Origin of the sequence: Serratia sp. PL17 (assembly GCF_017832355.1) — a bacterium.
Classification (GTDB): Bacteria; Pseudomonadota; Gammaproteobacteria; order Enterobacterales; family Enterobacteriaceae; genus Serratia.
On the sequence record NZ_JAFIBY010000003.1, the window covers coordinates 70,845 to 91,219 of the forward strand.

Here is a 20,375-nt window from a genome sequence, read left to right on the forward strand (position 1 = left end):
CGGCAAATCATTCACTCCCTTCCCACCGGGTTTTGCCGCTATTTTGAACACTACGTTCAGTTCAGCAGGGACATTTTATGTTTAGTGGGCCACCGTTCGAGCTCTGGTATCGCAGCTTGTTTATCCTGGCGATGCTCCTTCCGGCCGCAGCAGCAATACGGCTGATTGATTTACTGTCACAGGGGCTTACGCCACCGCCATCCCCACCGAAAATACGGTGGGTCTGGTGGATCGCCCTGGGTGCCGGCATGGCGGCACTGCCTTTCAGTATCCCGCTACCACAAGGGTTCCTCTTACTGTCGGCGGCCGCCCTCTTGCTCGCACTGGCGTTCATCGACTGGCAATACCGCTTACTGCCAGATCGTTTGACACAACCGTTACTGTGGGCCGGATTGTGGGTTAACCAGCAGGGTTACTTTACCCCGCTGAGTGAGGCGGTTACGGGCGCAATCGCCGGTTACCTGTCGCTGTGGCTGCTCAATGCGGCCTATAGATGCAAACGTAAAACTGACGGCATCGGCCAAGGCGATTTTAAACTGCTGGCGGCCTTGGGTGCCTGGACGGGATGGGCTGCGTTACCGGTGCTGGTCACCGTCGCAGCCGCCGCCGCTCTGTGCACCACGGTTTTGGCCTATTTATTGCGCAAAACCGACGGGCATTCCCCGCTGCCATTTGGCCTTTATCTGGCCATTTCAGGTTGGTGGATTCTATTATCGATGGCCGACATGGGCATCGTGCCCTTCATCAAGGGAAATTCCTTAATTTCAGCTTATTTCACCCCAATGGCAGACAGGCTCCCCCCTTTGGCCACTGTTATAGCCGACTGTTGATCCGGCTGTTATAGCGGGCAAGCCTCTGCGCCACTATGCTTTATTTAAGCAAACACAGGAGGCTGTATGATCGGTCGTGGTTTATCCGCACTCGCGCTCAGCGTGATATTTACGGGTTCGTTACCCTTTGCGGCGCAAGCCGCCAGCACCTTTACCCTCAGCTCACCGGCGTTTCAGGATAACGGTATGCTGGCGCAGAAATATGCCGGCGCCACCCCTGGCAACGCCAGCTGTACCGGCGATAACGTTTCTCCACCGCTAAGCTGGGCCAACCCACCCGTAGGCACCAAAAGCTTCGCCTTGTTGCTGTCCGATCCAGAAGGCAAAGCCGGTCTGGGCGTCAGCCATTTAGTCGCCTATGGCATCCCTGCCACCACCAACGGATTCGCTGAAGGCGATCTCACCCAAGGAAAAGGCTTTGTCGGTGGCAAAAACTCACCGGGTACCGCGGTTTATCATGGCCCATGCCCGCCCGCTGGCTCTGGGCTGCATCACTACACGTTTGTGCTGATCGCCACCGATCTTCCCCCGCATGCGCTTGGCCCAGGATTAACCCGTGAACAGCTACTGGAAAAATTACAGGGCCACGCCAAGGGCGGTGCGGGCATTATCGGCCGCTTCGGCCAATAGAGGGCTAAAGGCCCGCGCCTTTTGGGGCCGCACAGCGTTGACCGTCACAGGGCGGTGCAGACTGACCACCTCACCAATCACCAGCAGGCTGGGTGACATAGGCCGCTGATTGACGATCAACGCCGGTAGTGAGGACAAAGTACCGATTAATACTCGCTGTTGCGGTTGCGTACCGCGCTCAATGATAGCCAAGGGGGTCTGTCCCGCCATGCCATGGCGTATCAGCTGTGCCGCAATGGTTTCACTCAGGGTCAGCCCCATATAAAACACCAGCGTCTGGCCTGCGGTAACCAGGCTTTGCCAATCCAGATCCACTTCACCGCTGCGGCAATGTCCAGTGACAAAACGCACCGATTGCGCGTAGTCGCGATGGGTCAGCGGAATACCGCTCGCCGCCGCACATCCGCTGGCAGCGGTAATACCCGGTACCACATGACACGGCACGCCATGGCGCTGTAATTGCACCATTTCTTCCCCGCCACGGCCAAAAATAAAGGGGTCCCCTCCTTTCAACCGCACCACCCGATTACCCGCCTGCGCCAGTTCCACCAGCAGGTGTTCGATCTCCACTTGCGACAGGGTGTGGCACCCCATGGATTTACCCACGTCGATTCGCAACGTCTCCAGCGGCAGCAATGCCATTACCGCCGGGGAAACCAGGCGATCGAACACCACCACATCCGCCTGGCGGATCACCCGCAGCGCTTTCAAGGTCAGCAGCTCGGCATCCCCTGGTCCGGCCCCCACCAGCCATACCTCACCGCCACGTACCGGCTGTTGCCTGTCCCCGGCACACAGCAGTTTATCAATCACGTTCATATCGACACCTCCGCTAAGCTACCCGTTGGGACGCATGCTGTTGAATCAGTTTTTTCAGTTCTGGCAGACAAGAACCGCAATGGGTGCCGCATTGCAGGCTGGCTCCCAACGCCTTCGCGCTATGACACCCTGACTGGATCGCCGCAATGATGCGATTTTCCCCTACGCCAAAGCAGCTACAAACCGTCGCACCCGCCGCAGGTTGATCGGCGGCTCCACGCCCTGCCAGCAGCGCCAGCCGTTGCGGTCCGCTGGCGGGTGCCTGTTTAAACGCAGTAAGGATCGCCGGTCGATCGAGCGCGGGTGCATGCTGGCGGGCATAAAACGCCAATTGCACCTCGCCTTGCCGCCAGCCAATCAGATGCAGACCCCGCTGTGCCAGCTGTGCCGTTTGCAATGTCAGGCCCGCCAACGTGAAATGCTGCTGTAACCAGGCTTGCCAATCTTCAACCGGTTGCTGCCCAGCCATGATGTAGTGCGTCAAGCCGTCCTGCGCGACCCGGCTCCAGTAAATGCCCTTGGGCGCGGCTACCTCAGCACGCAAAAAAATCTCCGCCTGCCAACTCACTGGCCACGGGCTTACTCGCACCGGCGCATGTTTGCTTTCTGGCTGCCCGGAATCGGCATCCACCACGGGTGGGATCAGGCTGTCAACCCGCCCCTGTCCGGTAAATTGGCCGTTCCAGTGCATAGGAACGAACACGCTGCCGCGACGTTGCCCTGGGCTGCACTGCGCTCGTGCCAGCATCCAGCCATGCGGAGAGCTGAGCCGTACCACGCTGCTGTCAGCAATCCCCAACTCGGCGGCGTCCTGTGGATGTATTTCACAGAAAGGTTCGCTCAAATGGCGCATCAGCCGCGCCGCTTTACCGGTGCGTGTCATGGTGTGCCATTGATCGCGGATACGCCCCGTATTCAGTACCAGTGGATAGCGCTGCGATACCGCATTTTGCGGCAGGCGCGGCGTCACCGGCAGTAATCGCGCCTTGCCGTCAGCATGGAAAAATCGCTTATCACCAAACAAGCGCAGGCAACCGGCAGGATGTTGTTCATTCACCGGCCACTGCACCGGCGTCATGCCTAACCATTGCTGCTTATCCCATCCCGCCAACAGGCCGATGTCAAACGCGCGCGTTCCGTTATTTTCAAATGCGGACAGTGCTGCATGTTCGCTGAAAATCTCTGACGGATGCTGGTAACCAAATGCCTCACCATAACCCATACGTTGCGCAACCTGGCTGAGGATCCACCAGTCAGCCCGGGCTTGTCCCGGTGGCGACAGAAAAGCACGCTGGCGTGAAATGCAGCGTTCAGAGTTAGTCACGCTGCCCTCTTTTTCCCCCCAGGCCAGCGTCGGCAAGCGAATATGCGCCAACTCGGCGGTATCGGTCATTGCCATTACGTCGGATACCACCACCAGCGGGCATTGCTTCAGCGCCTGCCGCACGGCATCGGCATCGGGCAGAGAGACCGCCGGGTTGGTGCCCATGATCCACACCGCTTTCACCTGCCCGGCCGCTATCGCCTGAAACAACGCCACCGCATTCAGCCCCGGCTGGCGGGCGATGCGGGGTGATTGCCAAAAACGTTGTACCCGGTCGGTCTCTTCGGCGCTGAACCCCATATGCGCTGCCAGTTGATTGGCTAACCCACCCACTTCGCGTCCGCCCATGGCATTGGGTTGACCGGTTATCGAAAACGGTCCGCTGCCCGCCCGACCAATGCGTCCCCCCGCCAGGTGCAGGTTGATAATCGCATTGCATTTATCCGCACCACTTGCAGACTGGTTAATGCCCATCGAATAAAGCGTCACCCAGTTGTAGGACGTGGTCAGCAATTGGAAAAACGTCAGTACTGTCCGCAGCGGCAATCCGCAAAACTCTGCGACGCGCTGCGGCGTCCACTCTGCTGCCGCTGCCAATGTCGCCTCTGTGCCACTGGCATGCTGTTGCAAAAAGGCGCTATCCAGGCCGTCCTGTTCAACCAACCAACGCAGTGCGCCCGTAAATAACGCGGCGTCAGTGCCGGGCTGCAGCGGCAAATGTACGTCGGCAATATCACAGGTTGCCGTCTCTCGTGGGTCAATCACCACCACCCGCATCTGCGGGCGTTGCTGCCGCGCTTTCACCAGACGCTGATAGACCACCGGGTGCGCCCACGCAGTGTTAGAGCCGGTCAATATCACCAAATCCGCCTGTTCGATATCTTCATAACAACAGGGCACGGCATCGCCACCAAATGCTCGCTTGTAGCCAACCACGGCAGATGCCATACACAACCGGGAGTTGGTATCGATATTGGCCGCACCAATGAATCCCTTCATCAGTTTGTTCGCCACATAATAGTCTTCGGTCAGCAGTTGGCCTGAGGCATAAAACGCCACGGCCTGCGGCCCATGTTGTTCAATAATATGGTTAAAACGCTGTGCCACTTGCCCAAGCGCCCGCTCCCAGGTGGCAGATTGGCCATCGACCTGCGGTTGAAGCAGGCGGCCCGCCAGATCCAGCGTTTCACCCAGCGCACTGCCTTTAACACAGAGCCTCCCCTGATTGGCCGGGTGCGCAGTATCACCGCCAATCGTCAACGCACCGTTGTTCTGCTGCGCTATAGTCACCCCACAGCCAACCCCGCAGTAAGGACAGGTGGTGCAATGCACGGCGGTCATGATGTTACGTCCAGCGTTTCGGGCAACGCACTCCGTACCCCCAATGGCGTGCTACACACCCACACTCGGTCTGCCTCCACCTTTACTGGCCAGGCGGTGACCCTGCGTTCGGCATTATCCACGCAGATGCCGTCGCTCAGGCGGAAACGTTGTTTGTACAGCGGGGAAATCACGACGGGCTCGCCCCCCACGTCGCCGAGCAACCCACGTGCCAGCACATTGGCGTCACTGTCAGGCTCTTGGTTAGCCAACGCATAAACACCGCTGCCCGGTAAATTAAACAGGGCGATTTGCCGCTGCCCCAGACGGGCCGCAATTCCCGTATTGTCCGGAATATCCACCAGTGCGCAGATATCCAGCCATTGTTCTTTTGTGTTCGGCGCCGGTTGCACCTCGATCACCTGGCCACGCTCCTCCCCCGTAGCCGGACGGCGTTGCCCGCGCTCCGGCTGCCAGACGATTGCCTCATCGGGCTGCTCGCTGTTAACAAACGGACGGAACAGCTTCAGACGATCCGGACTGGCGAGCGTGGTTTGCCATTCACATTGGTAATGGCTGACCACAGTTTCCATTTCGGCATCCAATTCGCTACCGATCCCCAGGCTGTCCTGCAAAACCACTTCACGCAGGTAGTCCAGCCCCCCCTCCAGATTGTCCATCCAGGTGCTGGTGCGCTGCAGGCGATCGGCAGTACGAATGTAGAACATCAGGAAACGGTCGACCGTACGGATCAGCGTGGCGGTATCAAGATCGCTGGCAAACAAATCTGCATGGCGTGGTTTCATGCCGCCGTTGCCGCACAGGTACAGGTTCCAGCCTTTATCGGTTGCTATGACCCCAACGTCTTTGCTCTGCGCCTCCGCACACTCTCGGGTGCAGCCGGAAACCGCCATCTTGATTTTGTGCGGCGATCGCAACCCCTTGTAACGGTGCTCCAGTTCGATAGCCAGCGCGGTAGAGTCCTGCACGCCATAGCGGCACCAACTGGAGCCAACGCAAGATTTTACCGTGCGCAGTGACTTGCCGTAGGCATGCCCGGTCTCAAACCCGGCGTCGATCAATTGCTGCCAAATCTCCGGTAATTGCTCCAATCGTGCGCCAAACATGTCAACCCGCTGGCCGCCGGTAATCTTGGTGTAGAGTTGATAGCGCAAAGCGATTTGACCGATGGCGATCAGCCCTGCCGGGGTTATTTCACCGGCCGGTACCCGAGGCACCACCGAGTAAGTCCCGTCTTTTTGGATATTGGCAAAGAAGCGGTCGTTGGTATCTTGCAGGGGCAGATGCGGAGGTTTGAGCAGATACTCATTCCAACACGACGCCAGAATAGATCCCACCAGTGGTTTACATACTTCGCAGCCGTGACCATGACCATGCCGGGCCAAGAGCTCATCAAAGGTGCGGATATGGCCAACGCGAACCAGGTGATACAGCTCCTGGCGTGAGTAAGCGAAATGCTCGCAAACGTCTTTTTTTACCACCACGCCACGCTGCTGCAGTTCATGTTCCATCACGTGTTTAACCAGTGCAGCGCAACCGCCACAGCCGGTCCCCGCTTTGGTGCAGGCTTTCACCGCGGCCAAATCGCCACACCCTTGGGCCACTGCGTCGCTGATGTTGGCCTTGCTGACGTTATGGCAGGAGCAAATCTGCGCCGTTGCCGGCAGCGCCGATACCCCCAGTGCTTTCGGCATCACCCCGGACGAGGTGGGTAAAATCAGGCTTTCCGGTGCGGCAGGCAACGGCATATCATTGAGCATCATTTGCTGTAGTGTGCTGTATTCGCTGCTGTCACCTACCAATACCGCGCCCAGTAACCGTTTACCGTCGGCATCGATGACCATTTTTTTATACACCTGCGCCGGGCCATCGACCCAATTGTAACTTTGGCTGCCCGGCGTATGCCCGTGGGCATCGCCGATCGAGGCAACCTCGACACCCAACAGTTTCAGTTTGGTGCTCATGTCCGCGCCGCAGAACACGCTATCGTGCCCCGCCAAGCAATCCGCCAGCGTACGCGCCATCTGATAACCCGGTGCCACCAGTCCGAAAATTTGCCCGTTCCACAACGCACATTCGCCGATGGCGTAGATCGCCTCATCACTGGTTCGACACTGGCTATCGATCACGATGCCACCGCGTGCGCCCACCTCCAGCGCCGCAGCACGAGCAAGTTGGTCACGGGGACGAATTCCGGCGGAAAAAAGAATTAAATCAGCCTCTAAGCGTTCATCATCAGCAAAAACCATGCAGTGACGGTGTAACGAACCGTCAATAATCGCCTGCGTTTGTTTACCGGTATGCACGCTGACGCCCAACGCTTCAATTTTTTTGCGCAGCATGGCTGCACCACCGTCATCGAGCTGTACCCCCATCAGGCGCGGGGCAAACTCGACCACGTGGGTGTTCAAGCCAAGCTGGCGCAGCGCGTTGGCGGCCTCCAACCCGAGCAGGCCGCCGCCGACCACCACCCCCACGCGGGCAGTGCTGGCGCAGTCCGCAATGGCGTCCAGATCCTCAAGTGTGCGGTAAACCAGGCAACCCGGACGGTCGTTGCCTGGAATGGGCGGAACAAAGGGGTAAGAACCGGTTGCCAGTACCAGTTGGTCATAGGCCGTTTCACGTCCTTCGGCATCAATCACGCATTTACGTTGGCGATCGATAGCGCAAACTGCCTGTCCCAAGCGCAGCTCTATACCGTTCTGCTCGAAGAAGCCAGCCGCCACCATTGACAGCGAGTCTGCACTGCGGCCGGAAAAAAACTCGGACAAATGTACCCGGTCATATGCCGCGACCGGTTCTTCGCCAAACACCACAATGTGGTACTGCTGGTGCAACTCGCGAATAACCAGTTGTTCCAGGAAGTGATGCCCAACCATGCCGTGTCCGGCAACCAACAGAACGGGTTTGTGCATATCAGAAATCCTCTCTTCAGACGCCATTGGCGCCTCAGGTTCACTATGGCCAAACAACAGGGCATCCGGTTGTTGAACCGGTTGGCTAAGCTGTTGCAGATAAAAGGCGCTGTCCTGAGCGTCGCCATACAGCACCACGCCCTGTAATCTGCCGTCACGTACCAGCAACCGACGGTAATGCTGCACCTGTGGATCTTCAGCGTGATAAGTCTCAGTCTGCGCGTCTGCCGTCATTTCCCCAGCGCTGAATACTTCAATCCCGCTCACCTTCAGACGGGTATGCAGTGGGGTCGGTCGATAACCCGCCACAGATTCACCACTCAGTTGTTGTGCCAACAGCCCGGCCTGCTGCCAGCAAGGCGCCACCAGGCCGAAGGTTGTGCTGCCAAACTGGGCACATTCACCGATGGCGAACACGGTGGGATCGTCAGTTTGCATCCGATCGTTGATCGCAATGCCGCGATCGCAAGCCAGTCCAGCAGCCTGTGCAAGGCTGATCTCAGGTCGTACACCCATGGCAATGACCACCAGTTCACAGTCCAGTTGTTCCCCATTGCTCAACGTGGCGCGGCTCACCCGATCGCTGCCATGAAATTGGTTAACCTCACACCGCAACCGGCATTCGATACCCCGTTGCCGCAAGGTATGTTGCAGCATCCGTCCTGCGTGTGCGTCTAACTGCCGCTCCATCAAGTGCTCGCCACGGTGCACCACGGTGACCCCCATGCCGCGCTGCGCCAGCGCCGCCGCCGCTTCAATACCCAAAACCCCGCCCCCTACCACCAACGCTGGTCTGCCTGTGCCGCAGTGACTCAGCATTGCCTCAACGTCATCCAGCGTGCGAAAGCCATAAATGCCCTTTAATGTCCCCCCCTCTACCGAGGGCCGTAACGGGCGCGAACCGGTAGCGAACACCAGCAGGTCATAAGGCAGTTGATGCCGGGCCGTGATTACGCACTTTTGCTGCCGATCGACCCTCAACGCAGGCTCTCCAGACAGCAGTTGCACACGGTGTTGCCGATACCAGTCATCGTCATGCAGCAGGGTATCGGCAAACGTCTTGTCTCCTGCCAGCACGGGTGACAGCAAAATACGGTTGTAATTGCCGCGTGGCTCATCACCAATTACCGAGATGGCATAACGCTCAGGTACTCGCTGGCACAGGGTTTCCACCAACCGCATACCGGCCATGCCGTTGCCAATCACCACCAGTTTGGATTTGTCCATCTTCTGGCTCTCATGCCGCTTTCGCGTGCTTCTCATAAAGGAACTTCAGCACCTGCTGACGGTAATGGTGATAGTCCGGGGAGTCCGCTAGCTCAACCCTTGAGCGTGGGCGTGGCAGTGCCACGTGCAGAATTTCGCCGACGGTGGCCGAGGGGCCATTGGTCATCATCAATACCCGATCCGACAGCAGCACCGCCTCGTCCACATCATGAGTAATCAGCACCAGGGTGGTATGCAAACGCTGCTGGATTTCCATCACCGCATCTTGCAAATGTGCGCGGGTCAGCGCATCCAGCGCACCAAAGGGTTCGTCCATCAAAAGCACCTTGGGTTTCATCGCCAGCGCGCGAGCAATGCCGACGCGTTGTTTCATACCGCCAGAAATTTCGTGTGGCCGTTTGTGTAGCGCGTGACTCATGTGCACCAACGCCAGGTTGTGTTCTATCCAGTCACGCATTTCGCTACGACTCATCTCTTGGCGAAACACCTGATGCACCGCCAACGCCACGTTCTCATAGGTGGTCAGCCACGGCAGCAGCGAATGGTTTTGAAACACGACGCCCCGGTCCGGGCCAGGCCCGGTAATATGCTGGTTATCGCACAACATCACGCCGTCACTGGGCAACGTAAGCCCGGCAATCAAGTTCAGCAGGGTTGATTTACCACAGCCGGAATGGCCGATCAGGCTGACTGTCTCTCCGGCCTGAATATCAAAACTCACCCTATCCAGTGCGATAAATTCCCCTTGTGGCGTAGCAAAGCGCTGGCTGACGTTTTGGACCTGAATAATGGGTTTCATGGCGTGCTCCTTAACGACTCTGATAGCTAAAACGTTTTGCCAACAACATCAGCCCCTGCTCTAGCAGCAACCCGACCACGCCGATCACAATGATGGCGATAATGATGTTTTCGACGTTGAGGTTGTTCCACTCATTCCAGATCCAAAAACCGATGCCGACGCCGCCGGTCAGCATTTCTGCCGCCACGATCACCAGCCAGGCAATACCTATCGACAGGCGCACGCCGGTCAATACGTAAGGCAGCACCGCCGGGAAAAGGATTTTGCGCATCACCGTCCACTCCGACAGCTTGAGCACCCGCGCCACGTTGAGATAATCCTGCGGAATACGCGTGACGCCTTCCGCGGTATTGAGGATCATCGGCCAGATCGAACAGATGAAAATGGTCCATGTTGACGCCGGTTCCGCACGTTGGAACAGCAGCAGACCAATCGGCAGCCAGGCCAATGGGCTCACCGGGCGCAACAGCGAAATGATCGGGTTAAGCATGTTGGCCAGAAACGCAAAGCGCCCCAGCAGAAAGCCGGCAGGGATCCCCACCAGCGCCGCCAGCCCAAAGCCCGTCGCCACACGCTGCAACGAAGCCAACACGTTCCAGCCAATACCCTGGTCGTTCGGACCGGCGGAATAAAATGGATCGGCAAACAGCACCAGAGCCGCCTGCCAGGTGGCCCAAGGCGTAGGAAACCCCTTGCTGTTAAGCGCCGCTATTTGCCACACCACCAAGGTCAATATCACCCCCAAAAGCGCAGGTATCCCGCGACGAAAACACCGCTGAAGGTATAAACGCCAACGAGGAGCACGCGGCGACGACGGAGGGCTCGGTCGCTTCAATGGCACAATTTGCGCACTGACTTCCACACCTGATGACACAGGAATATCTCTCCGTTCAGCCAGATTCTTCATTGGTTACCTCAGCGCTTTAAAGTGAAACCGTTGGCGTATTCCGCCGGATTGCTGCCGTCCCATCGTTTGCCGTCAAACAACGTGCTGGTGCGCATATCGCTGGCGGGCAAACTCACCCCACCCACCGCGCTGGCTGCCTGTTTGTAGATCTCGATACGGTTTATTTTCTGGGCAACGCCCAGATAATCAGGTTCGGTATTCAGCAGGCCCCAACGCCGATGCTGTGTCAGGAACCACATACCGTCGGACAAATAGGGATAGCTCACCTCCCCATCGTGGAAAAAGCGCATCGCGTGGGCGTCTTGCCAAGACTTGCCCAGGCCGTTTTGATACTGACCGAGCATGCGACCGGTAATGATTTCCGGTTTGGTATTGATATAGGCGCGCCCTGCCACGGTGTTCGCCGTTTCCTGGCGAGTGGCATCTGAACTGTCGATCCAGCGTGCGGCATCCAATACCGCAGCGGTCAGCGCACGCGCACTGTTGGGGTGAGTCGCCACCCAGTTACCTGTCGTACCCAGCACCTTTTCCGGATGATCGGGCCAAATATCCTGACTGGTGATCGCGGTAAATCCGATGTTCTCGGCAATCGCACGTTGGTTCCACGGCTCACCTACGCAGAAGCCGCTCATGTTGCCGATCTTCATGTTCATCACCATCTGCGGCGGCGGCACCACGACGTTACGTACGTCATCAAACGGATGGATACCGGCGTTCGCCAGCCAGTAATACAGCCACATGGCGTGGGTACCGGTTGGGAAGGTTTGGGCAAAGGTATAAGTCCCTTTGGCGCTGGCATCGACAGCCTTTTTCAACGTCGCCGCATCGGTGACACCGGCTTGTTTCAACTGATTGGAAAGCGTAATCGCCTGACCGTTATTGTTGAGTGTCATCAACACGGCCATATCATGCTGCGGCCCTGCGGCACCCAGCTGCAGGCCATAAACCATGCCGTACAACACGTGCGCCGCATCCAGCTCGCCGGACAGCAATTTATCGCGCACCGCTGCCCAACTGGCTTCCTTGCTTGGGATGATTTTGATGCCGTACTTCTGATCAAACTGTTTCACCGCAGCCATCACCACAGACGCGCAGTCGGTGAGAGGAATAAAGCCCACGCGGATCTCTTTTTTCTCCGGTGCGTCAGAGCCTGCGGCCCAGGCAGCATTCATCAGACCGGGCAACATCATGCTGCCGCCCAGCGCCGCGCTACCGGCCAGAAAACGGCGGCGCGTCAAGCTAAGCCCCGGGGGTTTTGTGTGCGTCATCAGCAAGTCCTTCAATCAGGCGATAAAATAAAAAAGGCGTCCCATCAGCACATTCCACCGTTGGGGTGAACATGCTGAAAGGACGCCTTTATCCAAAATATTATTGGTAACCCGACCGCCATTGGCCGGGTTACGTTTTATTTAATGCAGCTTGCGTGCCAACTCCGTAACCCGTGGATTTTCCGGCGCAACGCGCCACCGCGCCTTGCATTGTGGTTTTTTCTGCACAGTCGCAAGGCAGTAACTGCACTGACTGTGTGCATATACTCCTTAGGGAGTATCTCCTGCCGGTGGCAAAATATCCGCTACCGCCAGCATGGCGTTGGCGATATCAATCAGCCGCCGATTTTGGTTCATCGCCATGTTGAGCAGTAACCGGTGGGCCTGTGCCTCCGTCAGCCCCCGATGCTGCATCAGCAGCCCTTTGGCACGCTCAATTTCTTTGCGCTCATGCAGTGTTGCCCGCGCCGTTGCCAGTTCCTCCGACAAGACCTGTAACCGTTGTGACTGCTGTTGGATCAGCTCCAGCATCGAGCGTCCCAGACGTGGATTGATGCCGTCCCCCACCAGCGGCGACGCATCCCCCAAGGGCGCGGCCACGAACACTGCGTAGCTTTCTTTCGCCTGCGGCGGAACATCACCCACGCAATCCGTCGCTAGCGCGCGCTGGGCCTGCGCCAGACTATGGCGACAACTGGCCATCAGTGCCTCTTCCAACCGGTCCTCAATGTGCTTCATCAGATCGATACGCGCACTGGTAATCTCGAACCAACGCAGGCTGCTATCAGCGCGATCGCTCAGTTGCAATTGGGTGCACGCGATACGACGCAGGCGCTCAAATTCGCGGTCATCCTGCTGTTGCATACGTTGCCATTGGTCTAACGAGGATTGATCGGCAAACTCACTGAAGGTATGAAAACAGCGCTCCTGTCCCTCAATAAGCATCAAAAGTTGTTGGTGTGCCGTATTATCAAAACGCATAGCGGCGAAACCGGCCGAGCCGATCGCCCGCTCTTGCCCCGCCAACTCCTTGCCCTGCATAAAGCTGAACATAGCGATCAAAGCGCGTGCCGTTCTGGGATCCACGCAGGCGTCCGCCGCTTCGAATACCAGCGCCAACAAACTGTGAATGATGTCATTGAACGTGTTCATTGCCACAGGTTGCAACATCTGCCGCTGCTGTACTTGACGGCGAAGTTCAGGCAAAGCCGTAAGATTATGCAACGCGCAGGCAATACGGCTGAACAGACGGCTGGCGCTGACCAGCGGAGCGCTATTGTCGTCCAACTGCGCCAACTGTCGTTGCACTTCAAGCTCGGCCTGCTCCACGTCCTGAGCGCGTCCGGCTAGCCGCTCACTGAACAGCGCTCCTTGCGAACAGAGGTAAATATTGACGGTACCGCGTTCCCGCTGGAGCACATGGATCAGTTGGCTGACCCGACCAACCAACTTCCCCATCTGCAACAGCTGCTGCAACAGGGTAATTTCACAACGTTTTGAAGCCAGCAAAAAATCGCCGGCGCGAGAAGGGAAAGCGTGATTACGGCTCATGACAGGATCCCCGAGTCGGTAAATACACCTCATCCTGCAAAAGCCGTGCCGTGGGGAACTACTTACTCACGCGATCCAGGTACAGCATGCTGTTGGCGATATCCACGTTGGCGTCTTTGACGTTATCGCGCAGAGCCACCAGGGTTTGCCCCTGTAGCGCCACGACGTAAGGGGAACTGGCCTGCACTTCGCGCTGAAGTGTGGCATAACGTGCAGCGCGTTGTGCGCCATCGCCTTCCGCCGCTGCCGCACGAGTTTCTGCACTCAACGCCGGGATATTCCACTGGGTACGCCAGGCCAGGGTTTTCGGCCCATCCGGCACGTTGTAGGCGAAGGCGCTGGCGTTGGTGTTTGGATCCAAATAATCGGCGCCCCAATAGGTGAAAATGGCCTGGAAATCACGGCTGCGCATTTTGCCCCACAGGTCACTCTCCACCACCGGATGGATAGCCAATTGCAAACCCGCCTTGGCAAAGCTGGCCTGCAACGCTTGGGCTATATCGATATACGGCGGTTGGTTGATGACGATCAGATCAATGCGCGTCCCTTCGGCGATCCCGGCGTCATGCAAAATCCGTTTGGCCTTGTCCACGTCGAGTTTGAACGGTTGATTGTCGATGGCACCGTCCAGCCCCAGCGGTAGAAATGCCTGATGGACGCGGTATTGCCCCTTCAACAGGGTGTCAGCAATCGCCTGGTAGTCCACCAGCCAGCGCGCCGCCTGCCACAGGGCAGGGTTACTCAACGCCGGTACCTGTTTGCTGCCGGTGTTGAAACCGAGGTAATAGACCTTGGCCGAGTCCTGCTGTTCTATGCGGATACCCGGTTCTTTACGCAGCGAATTGAACTGATCGGCCCCCAGGTCATAGGCCACGTCTGCGTCCCCCTTGAGTAACAATAACCGTCGAGTCCCGGCATCGCTAACATTCTTCAGCAGCACCGTTTTCAGTTTTGCCTGCGGTTGAGCGTAGTCGTTGCGACTGAACAGCAGTGCCTCATGCGGGACATAGTTGCTGACACGATAGGGGCCGGCCCCTGCGGAATTCGAGCGCAACCAAAGGTTGCCGAAGTCTCCCTGTTGGCTGTGCTCATTCAACAGCTTTTCATCGACGATGGACGCTACCGGTGCAGTCAATAACCGCAACGCCAGTCCGCTGCCGATGTTGGCCGACCAGCTCACGCGCAACTGGCTGTCACTCAGCTTCGTCAATTGGCTCGCAACATTATCCGGCGTCCAGCCTAACTCACCGAGAATAAACGACGGTGCCTTGTTCAGCTTTACCGCACGCACCAGCGAGAAAATCACGTCTTCGGGCCGCACCGGGTTACCGGAAGCAAAGCGTTGGTTAGCCTTCAGGGTAAAAATCAGGCTGTGGCCGTCCGCCCCCGCCACCCACCCACTGGCCAGCTCCGGGGCCAGTTTTTCCGGTGTGGTTCGGTCCGGCGTAAGTAACCGCTGGTACAAATTGACCAGGTTGGCCGAACTGACGGTTTCAAAGCTCTCTGCCGGATCCAGGCTGATGATGCCTTCCAGCGAACTGACCACCACCAGCGTGTCTTTTGGGGTGACCGCTTGCGCACCATAACTGGTTACCAGGGCACTGAATAATAAGGTCGGGATGAACCGTTTCATGAGATGCACTCTCCAAAATCACGCGGATGCGCTATTTTTCGAGTGTAGGGGCAGCGGCTTAGCAGAAGAACGACTATAAATTGCTTTATTTATTACCAAGATGGATATGCCCGCCGCGTTGGCGGGCATAGGCTCAAGCAAGGATCCGGCCCTGCGCCATCGCCACCGAGCGATCGCACATGTGATCGATAACATCGGCATCGTGACTGACCAGGATCATCGTTAAATCCCCCGCCTGTTTCAGTTCGTTGAGCAAATTGAGGATCTCCGCCTGCACTGACATATCCAGTGCAGAGGTAGGCTCATCGAGTAACAACAGCTTGGGTTTTAGCAACAGCGCGCGCACTATCGCCACCCGTTGACGCTGCCCGCCGGAAAGCTGATGGGGATAGCGATCCAACAAACGGGGATCTAAGCCTACCTGACGAAAACCGGCGCTGATTTTCTGCTCGATATCACTCTCTTTCAGCAATTTCAGCGGCTCCGCCAATGTGCGCAGCAAGCGGTGTTTGGGGTGCAGCGACGCGTAGGGATCCTGAAAGACCATTTGTACCTCACGCCGCAGCGTGCCGGTAAAAGGCCGCCCCGGCTGTAGATCACGGCCCAACAGGTGGAACTCCCCGCTCCAGTGTTCATTTAACCCGGCCAGCACCCACAGCAGCGACGACTTACCGCAGCCGGAAGGGCCAACGAGGCCGAAACACTCACCCTGCTCAATATGCAGGCTGACATCATGCACCACCGTGCGCAATTCATAGCCCTGCCGGTGGCTGACACTGAGATTGTCCAGGGTAATCAGGCTCATTTCAGTGACTCCAGCAGTGTACGATCCAGCACAGGCAGCTGTTTGCCGTGCGTTTCCCGGCTTGGTCGACATGACCACAGCGTGCGGGTATAGGGATGAGTGGCCGTGGCCAGGCGATCGGCAGGTAACTGATCCAGCAGTTCACCCTTGTACATCACCAGCACCCGTTCGCAGTAATGCGCCACCTGCTGTAAATCATGACTGATCAAAATCAGGCCCATATTACGTTGCTCAACCAGATTTTCGATCAGTTGCAGTACCTGATCGCGCATCTGGTGATCCAGCGCTGACGTTGGCTCATCGGCAATCAGTAATTGCGGATCGTTAATCAGCGCAATCGCCAACATCACGCGTTGCCCCATGCCCCCGGACAACTGGTGTGGGTAGCGTTGACGTAGCGCAACCGGATCGGGCAACCCCACCGCAGCCAACATATCCAGCACCTTCTCCCGCCGTTCGGCACGCCCAAGGCGGGTATGCAGTAACAGTGGCTCTTCCACCTGACGGCCAATTTGTTGGGTCGGGTTCAGCGCATGTTTGGGATCCTGCATCACCATTGCCACTTTGTTACCACGCAGGCGGTTCCACTGACGTTCATTCAGCCGCGTCAGATCGTCTCCCCCTAGCGTCAAACGCTGCGCCTGCAACTGTAACGGTGGCGGCAGCAGCCCCATCAAGGCGCGTGCAGTCAACGATTTGCCCGAGCCGGATTCGCCCACCAGCGCCATCCGTTCCTGGCCCATGCTGAAAGAAATCCCTTTTACCAACGGCTGTGCCCCTGGCAATGCCACCGTCAGCCGTTCAACGGTCAATAAGTTGTTATCAATGCCCATGACGAGGATCCATTTTATCGCGCAGGCCATCGCCCAACAGGTTAAAGGCCAGGCTGGCAAACAGGATTGCTCCGCCCGGTGCGGCGGCCACCCACCACTGATCAAAAATCACTTTACTGCCTTCGGCGACCATCGATCCCCATTCCGCAGTGGGCGGTGCCACACCCATACCGAGAAAACCTAAACCAGCGGCAGACAAGATAATCCCGCCCAGGCTCAATGCAGCACGCACCACCGCACTTGGCAGGCACAGCGGCAATATATGGCCAGCCATCAGCCGCAAACCGCCAATGCCCTGCATACGCGCGGCCGCCAGATAATCACTGCGGCGCAGCGCGAGCGTTTCCGCCCGTGCCTGCCGGGCAAACGACGGCCAACTGGTCAATGCCAGTGCCAGAGCGCCATTCATCAACCCGGGGCCTAGCACCGCGACAAACGCCAACGCGATCACCAGGCTTGGCAATGACAGAAAAATATCGGTGACACGCATTAGAATGCGCTCCACCCAGCCGCCGAGGTAACCGGCGCTAATGCCCACCAACAAACCAATCGGAATGGTCAGCAGCAGGATCAATGACACCAGAATTAATGTTGGCCGCGCGCCATAAATGACCCGTGACAACAGATCGCGGCCAAAGCCGTCAGTCCCCAGCCAATGACCGGAGGACGGCGGCAATAGCCGCATCTCTATATGCTGTAGATTGGGATCAAAGGGGGCCAACCAGGGAGCCAGCAGTGCGGTGAGGATCAAAATCGCCACCAGCGTGGCGCCCAACGTCAGCGTGGTCAACTTGCCACGCGAGCGGTAAACGGCAGCCGGCTCGCTCTGGGGTTCATGTTCAGAAAGGTATTGGCTCATCGGGTTCGCGGGTCCACTAAATAGGTCAGCGCGTCAGCCAGCGCGTTAAGCACCACAAAACAGGTACCGATCAACAAGGTCGCGCCAAGAATGGCTGGCGTATCCGCGGCAAACAATGCCGTAGTCAGATAACGCCCAACGCCCGGCCAGGCAAACACTGTTTCAGTCAACACTGCACCTTCCAGCAGGCTGGCATAGGACAGCGACAATACCGTAATCAGTGTACCGAGCACGTTGGGAAACACATGGCGCAACAAAATGCGCGTGCGGCTGGCACCTTTGGAGCGCGCCAGGGTCACGTACTCTTTATTGCACTCTTCCAGCATGGCCGCACGCAGCAAGCGGGTGATGCCCGCCATCGACAGTAATGCCAGTGCCACCACCGGCAACCACAAATGACTGATGGCGTTATAGAACATCTCCCGATCGCCGGATAACCAACTGTCGATCAGGATAAACCCGCTGCGGGGTTCCATGCTGTACAGATAGATGTCGTCCAGCCGGCCCGGCCCTGCAGACCAATGCAGCGTGGCGTAAAACAACAACAGCCCCAACAGGCTAAGCCAGAAGATGGGCACGGAATACCCGATCAACGACAGCAGACGGGCCACGTTATCTAGCCACCCACCCGGTTTAATCACCGCGAGAAACGCCAGCGTAATGCCACCGATCGCACCGAGGAGAATGGCGCACGTCGCCAGTTCCACCGTCGCCGGGAAGGTGCGCAGCAAATCACTCAAGACCGGCTGCGAAGTAATGCGCGAGATGCCCATATCCCCGTGGGCCAGATGAACCAGATAACGCCAGAATTGCACCGGCAAAGGTTGATCCAACCCCAGATCGTGACGTACCTGAGCATAAGTAGCTTCGCTGGCGTGATCGCCGGCGATCTGCAACGTAGGGTCAATCGGCGCCAAATGCGAAAGCATAAAGGTGAATAACAGTAGACCAAGCAGCGTTAGCGCCAAAGACAGCAAGCCGGTGAACAGCCTGCGCCCCCAGCGCCAACTACGCCGGGCGAACCCGGCGGAGGAAATACGGCTTATCATTACTTGCTGACCTTGCTGTAGAACACCATGTCAGGGTTAATGCCCTGCTCGTAGCCTTTGAGATTGTCACGCACCGCAATCAGGCTCCGCGCCTGCAAGCCAATCACGAACGGCGAGCTTTGCTGAACGGCCTGCTGCAACTGTTGATAATCTACCACCCGTTTGGCGGTGTCATTTTCCGCCGTTGCCGCCAGCGTCAATTTACTTAGCGCAGGAATTTGCCAGTTGGCACGCCAGGCCAAGGTCTTGCTGCCGTCTTCCGGGTTATAGGCGAAAGCCGCGGCATTGGTGTTCGGATCAAAATAGTCCGGCCCCCAGGAGGTCAACGTCGCATCGTAGTTCAGGGATTTTACCTTGGTAGAGACTTGCGCACTGAGGCCCGGCACCAGATCCACCTTTACCCCACCTTGCGCAAAGCTGGCCTGCAATGCCTGCGCAATATCCAGATACGGCGGCTGATTGTTGACTTCAAGCTTAAAGCTGACATTTTTAAGACCGGCCTTCGCCAGAATGTCTTTGGCCTTGCTCGGGTTAAAACTGTAAGGCTGATCTTTTAACGCCCCCAGGTAACCGTCTGGCAGGAATGCCTGATGCGTCTGGAACTGGCCTTTCAACAGATCGTCAGCAATGCCTTTATAGTCGAACAACCAGCGCGCCGCTTCCCAGAAGGCCGGGTTACCCAATGCCGGTGACGCCTTGGCGTTGAACTGCAAGAAATAGAGCGACGCATATGGGATAGCCAGCGGCTTGACACCCGGCTTACCTTTCAGGGCCGCCATCTGATCTGCACCCAGGTTACGCGCAATGTCCGCATCCCCCTGCTCAATCAGCAAGCGGCGGGCAGCCGGATCAGGTACGTTTTTGATCAGGATGGTTTTCAGGTTTGGTGCGCCTTCCTGCGAGGTGGGATTGGCATCAAGCACCACCACTTCGTGCGGTACATAGGTACGGATTTTATACGGACCACTGCCCGCGGAATGGTTATTTAGCCACTGGTGACCCAGATCATCACCCTGCTGATGCGCCAAGGCTTCTTTGGCATCAACAATTGAGGATACCGGAGCCGAAAGCAGGCTCAGCACAAACGCCGGGCTGACGTTTTCACTCCAACTGATTTTTACCCGTTGGTCATCCACTTTGCTCAGGTATTGATCGACGTTTTTCGCATTCCAACCCAGTTGAGTGAGGATAAACGACGGCTCTAAATTCAACTTCACCACGCGCGACAGCGAGAAGATTACGTCTTCCGGGCGTAACGGGTTGCCGCTCGCGAATTTCGCATCCGGGCGCAGTGTAAACGTCAGGCTGCGGTTATCGCTGCCCGCCTGCCATTCACTGGCCAGCGTCGGCTTAAGCGCGATCGGGTTTTGAGGATCTGACTGAATCAGGCGCTGGTACAGGCTGTTGAACGACTGCACCGTGGTTAATTCAAACCCCTGAGCCGGGTCAAAGCTAACAACGTCATCGATTGATTGGGCAATCACCAAGGTATTGGCGGGGGTTGCCGCCTGGGCACTGAAACTGGCTGCCACAGCCAAAAACACCAAAGAGGGAACGAACGCTTTCATCAAAATCTCTCCAACCG

The 20,375-nt window shown here is 57.5% G+C and carries 15 protein-coding genes; 2 read left to right on the top strand and 13 right to left on the bottom strand.

Going from position 1 to position 20,375, the window contains the following annotated elements; all coding sequences use genetic code 11:
• The first annotated feature begins 77 nt into the window (after window positions 1-77).
• The gene (locus JOE25_RS11885; RefSeq protein WP_209635411.1) at window positions 78-830 is read left to right on the top strand and encodes an A24 family peptidase; all 753 of its coding nucleotides are present in this window, start codon (window positions 78-80) and stop codon (window positions 828-830) included.
• Window positions 831-896: 66 nt separating this feature from the next.
• Window positions 897-1,460, top strand: coding sequence for a YbhB/YbcL family Raf kinase inhibitor-like protein (locus JOE25_RS11890; protein WP_209635413.1), 564 nt, complete (start codon window positions 897-899; stop codon window positions 1,458-1,460).
• On the opposite strand, the gene cobA is transcribed toward JOE25_RS11890, so the two are convergent.
• From cobA to JOE25_RS11955, 13 genes are all read right to left on the bottom strand, one after another.
• A complete protein-coding gene (gene cobA / locus JOE25_RS11895) occupies window positions 1,407-2,279 on the bottom strand; it encodes a uroporphyrinogen-III C-methyltransferase (protein ID WP_209635415.1) in 873 nt (290 codons plus the stop codon). The genes JOE25_RS11890 and cobA overlap by 54 nt on opposite strands.
• A gap of 13 nt (window positions 2,280-2,292) precedes the next feature.
• Entirely contained in the window at window positions 2,293-4,944 is a 2,652-nt protein-coding gene (locus JOE25_RS11900) for a nitrate reductase (RefSeq protein ID WP_209635417.1), read from the bottom strand.
• Complete coding sequence (nirB, locus tag JOE25_RS11905) at window positions 4,941-9,086, bottom strand: nitrite reductase large subunit NirB (protein ID WP_209635420.1); 4,146 nt, start codon at window positions 9,084-9,086, stop codon at window positions 4,941-4,943. The genes JOE25_RS11900 and nirB overlap by 4 nt, the downstream gene beginning before the upstream one ends.
• Before the next feature lie 10 nt (window positions 9,087-9,096).
• On the bottom strand, window positions 9,097-9,885 hold the full coding sequence (locus JOE25_RS11910; RefSeq protein WP_209635422.1) for an ABC transporter ATP-binding protein: 789 nt from the start codon (window positions 9,883-9,885) through the stop codon (window positions 9,097-9,099).
• A gap of 10 nt (window positions 9,886-9,895) precedes the next feature.
• Complete coding sequence (ntrB, locus tag JOE25_RS11915; protein WP_209635424.1) at window positions 9,896-10,792, bottom strand: nitrate ABC transporter permease; 897 nt, start codon at window positions 10,790-10,792, stop codon at window positions 9,896-9,898.
• An 8-nt stretch (window positions 10,793-10,800) separates the two neighbouring features.
• Entirely contained in the window at window positions 10,801-12,060 is a 1,260-nt protein-coding gene (locus tag JOE25_RS11920) for a CmpA/NrtA family ABC transporter substrate-binding protein (protein ID WP_209635426.1), read from the bottom strand.
• A gap of 270 nt (window positions 12,061-12,330) precedes the next feature.
• Window positions 12,331-13,611 (bottom strand): nitrate regulatory protein, encoded by a 1,281-nt coding sequence (locus tag JOE25_RS11925; RefSeq protein WP_209635428.1) that lies wholly within the window; start codon window positions 13,609-13,611, stop codon window positions 12,331-12,333.
• A 58-nt stretch (window positions 13,612-13,669) separates the two neighbouring features.
• Entirely contained in the window at window positions 13,670-15,244 is a 1,575-nt protein-coding gene (locus JOE25_RS11930) for an ABC transporter substrate-binding protein (RefSeq protein ID WP_209635430.1), read from the bottom strand.
• A gap of 133 nt (window positions 15,245-15,377) precedes the next feature.
• A complete protein-coding gene (locus JOE25_RS11935) occupies window positions 15,378-16,049 on the bottom strand; it encodes an ABC transporter ATP-binding protein (RefSeq protein ID WP_209635433.1) in 672 nt (223 codons plus the stop codon).
• On the bottom strand, window positions 16,046-16,882 hold the full coding sequence (locus JOE25_RS11940) for an ABC transporter ATP-binding protein (protein WP_209635435.1): 837 nt from the start codon (window positions 16,880-16,882) through the stop codon (window positions 16,046-16,048). Before JOE25_RS11940 ends, JOE25_RS11935 begins: the two co-directional genes overlap by 4 nt.
• Window positions 16,872-17,741, bottom strand: a complete 870-nt coding sequence (locus tag JOE25_RS11945) for an ABC transporter permease (protein ID WP_209635436.1) — start codon at window positions 17,739-17,741, stop codon at window positions 16,872-16,874. Before JOE25_RS11945 ends, JOE25_RS11940 begins: the two co-directional genes overlap by 11 nt.
• On the bottom strand, window positions 17,738-18,790 hold the full coding sequence (locus JOE25_RS11950) for an ABC transporter permease (protein WP_209635438.1): 1,053 nt from the start codon (window positions 18,788-18,790) through the stop codon (window positions 17,738-17,740). Before JOE25_RS11950 ends, JOE25_RS11945 begins: the two co-directional genes overlap by 4 nt.
• Window positions 18,790-20,358 (bottom strand): ABC transporter substrate-binding protein, encoded by a 1,569-nt coding sequence (locus JOE25_RS11955; protein ID WP_209635440.1) that lies wholly within the window; start codon window positions 20,356-20,358, stop codon window positions 18,790-18,792. Before JOE25_RS11955 ends, JOE25_RS11950 begins: the two co-directional genes overlap by 1 nt.
• Between the last annotated feature and the right edge of the window lie 17 nt (window positions 20,359-20,375).

What these genes read in the sequence shown, in the direction of transcription:
- JOE25_RS11925 (WP_209635428.1), bottom strand. Translation starts at nt 13,611, where the DNA reads ATGAGCCGTAATCACGCTTTCCCTTCTCGCGCCGGCGATTTTTTGCTG.
- JOE25_RS11950 (WP_209635438.1), bottom strand. Translation starts at nt 18,790, where the DNA reads ATGATAAGCCGTATTTCCTCCGCCGGGTTCGCCCGGCGTAGTTGGCGC.
- JOE25_RS11890 (WP_209635413.1), top strand. Translation starts at nt 897, where the DNA reads ATGATCGGTCGTGGTTTATCCGCACTCGCGCTCAGCGTGATATTTACG.
- JOE25_RS11945 (WP_209635436.1), bottom strand. Translation starts at nt 17,741, where the DNA reads ATGAGCCAATACCTTTCTGAACATGAACCCCAGAGCGAGCCGGCTGCC.
- JOE25_RS11885 (WP_209635411.1), top strand. Translation starts at nt 78, where the DNA reads ATGTTTAGTGGGCCACCGTTCGAGCTCTGGTATCGCAGCTTGTTTATC.
- JOE25_RS11935 (WP_209635433.1), bottom strand. Translation starts at nt 16,049, where the DNA reads ATGAGCCTGATTACCCTGGACAATCTCAGTGTCAGCCACCGGCAGGGC.
- JOE25_RS11900 (WP_209635417.1), bottom strand. Translation starts at nt 4,944, where the DNA reads ATGACCGCCGTGCATTGCACCACCTGTCCTTACTGCGGGGTTGGCTGT.
- cobA (WP_209635415.1), bottom strand. Translation starts at nt 2,279, where the DNA reads ATGAACGTGATTGATAAACTGCTGTGTGCCGGGGACAGGCAACAGCCG.
- JOE25_RS11910 (WP_209635422.1), bottom strand. Translation starts at nt 9,885, where the DNA reads ATGAAACCCATTATTCAGGTCCAAAACGTCAGCCAGCGCTTTGCTACG.
- nirB (WP_209635420.1), bottom strand. Translation starts at nt 9,086, where the DNA reads ATGGACAAATCCAAACTGGTGGTGATTGGCAACGGCATGGCCGGTATG.
- JOE25_RS11940 (WP_209635435.1), bottom strand. Translation starts at nt 16,882, where the DNA reads ATGGGCATTGATAACAACTTATTGACCGTTGAACGGCTGACGGTGGCA.
- JOE25_RS11930 (WP_209635430.1), bottom strand. Translation starts at nt 15,244, where the DNA reads ATGAAACGGTTCATCCCGACCTTATTATTCAGTGCCCTGGTAACCAGT.
- JOE25_RS11920 (WP_209635426.1), bottom strand. Translation starts at nt 12,060, where the DNA reads ATGACGCACACAAAACCCCCGGGGCTTAGCTTGACGCGCCGCCGTTTT.
- JOE25_RS11955 (WP_209635440.1), bottom strand. Translation starts at nt 20,358, where the DNA reads ATGAAAGCGTTCGTTCCCTCTTTGGTGTTTTTGGCTGTGGCAGCCAGT.
- ntrB (WP_209635424.1), bottom strand. Translation starts at nt 10,792, where the DNA reads ATGAAGAATCTGGCTGAACGGAGAGATATTCCTGTGTCATCAGGTGTG.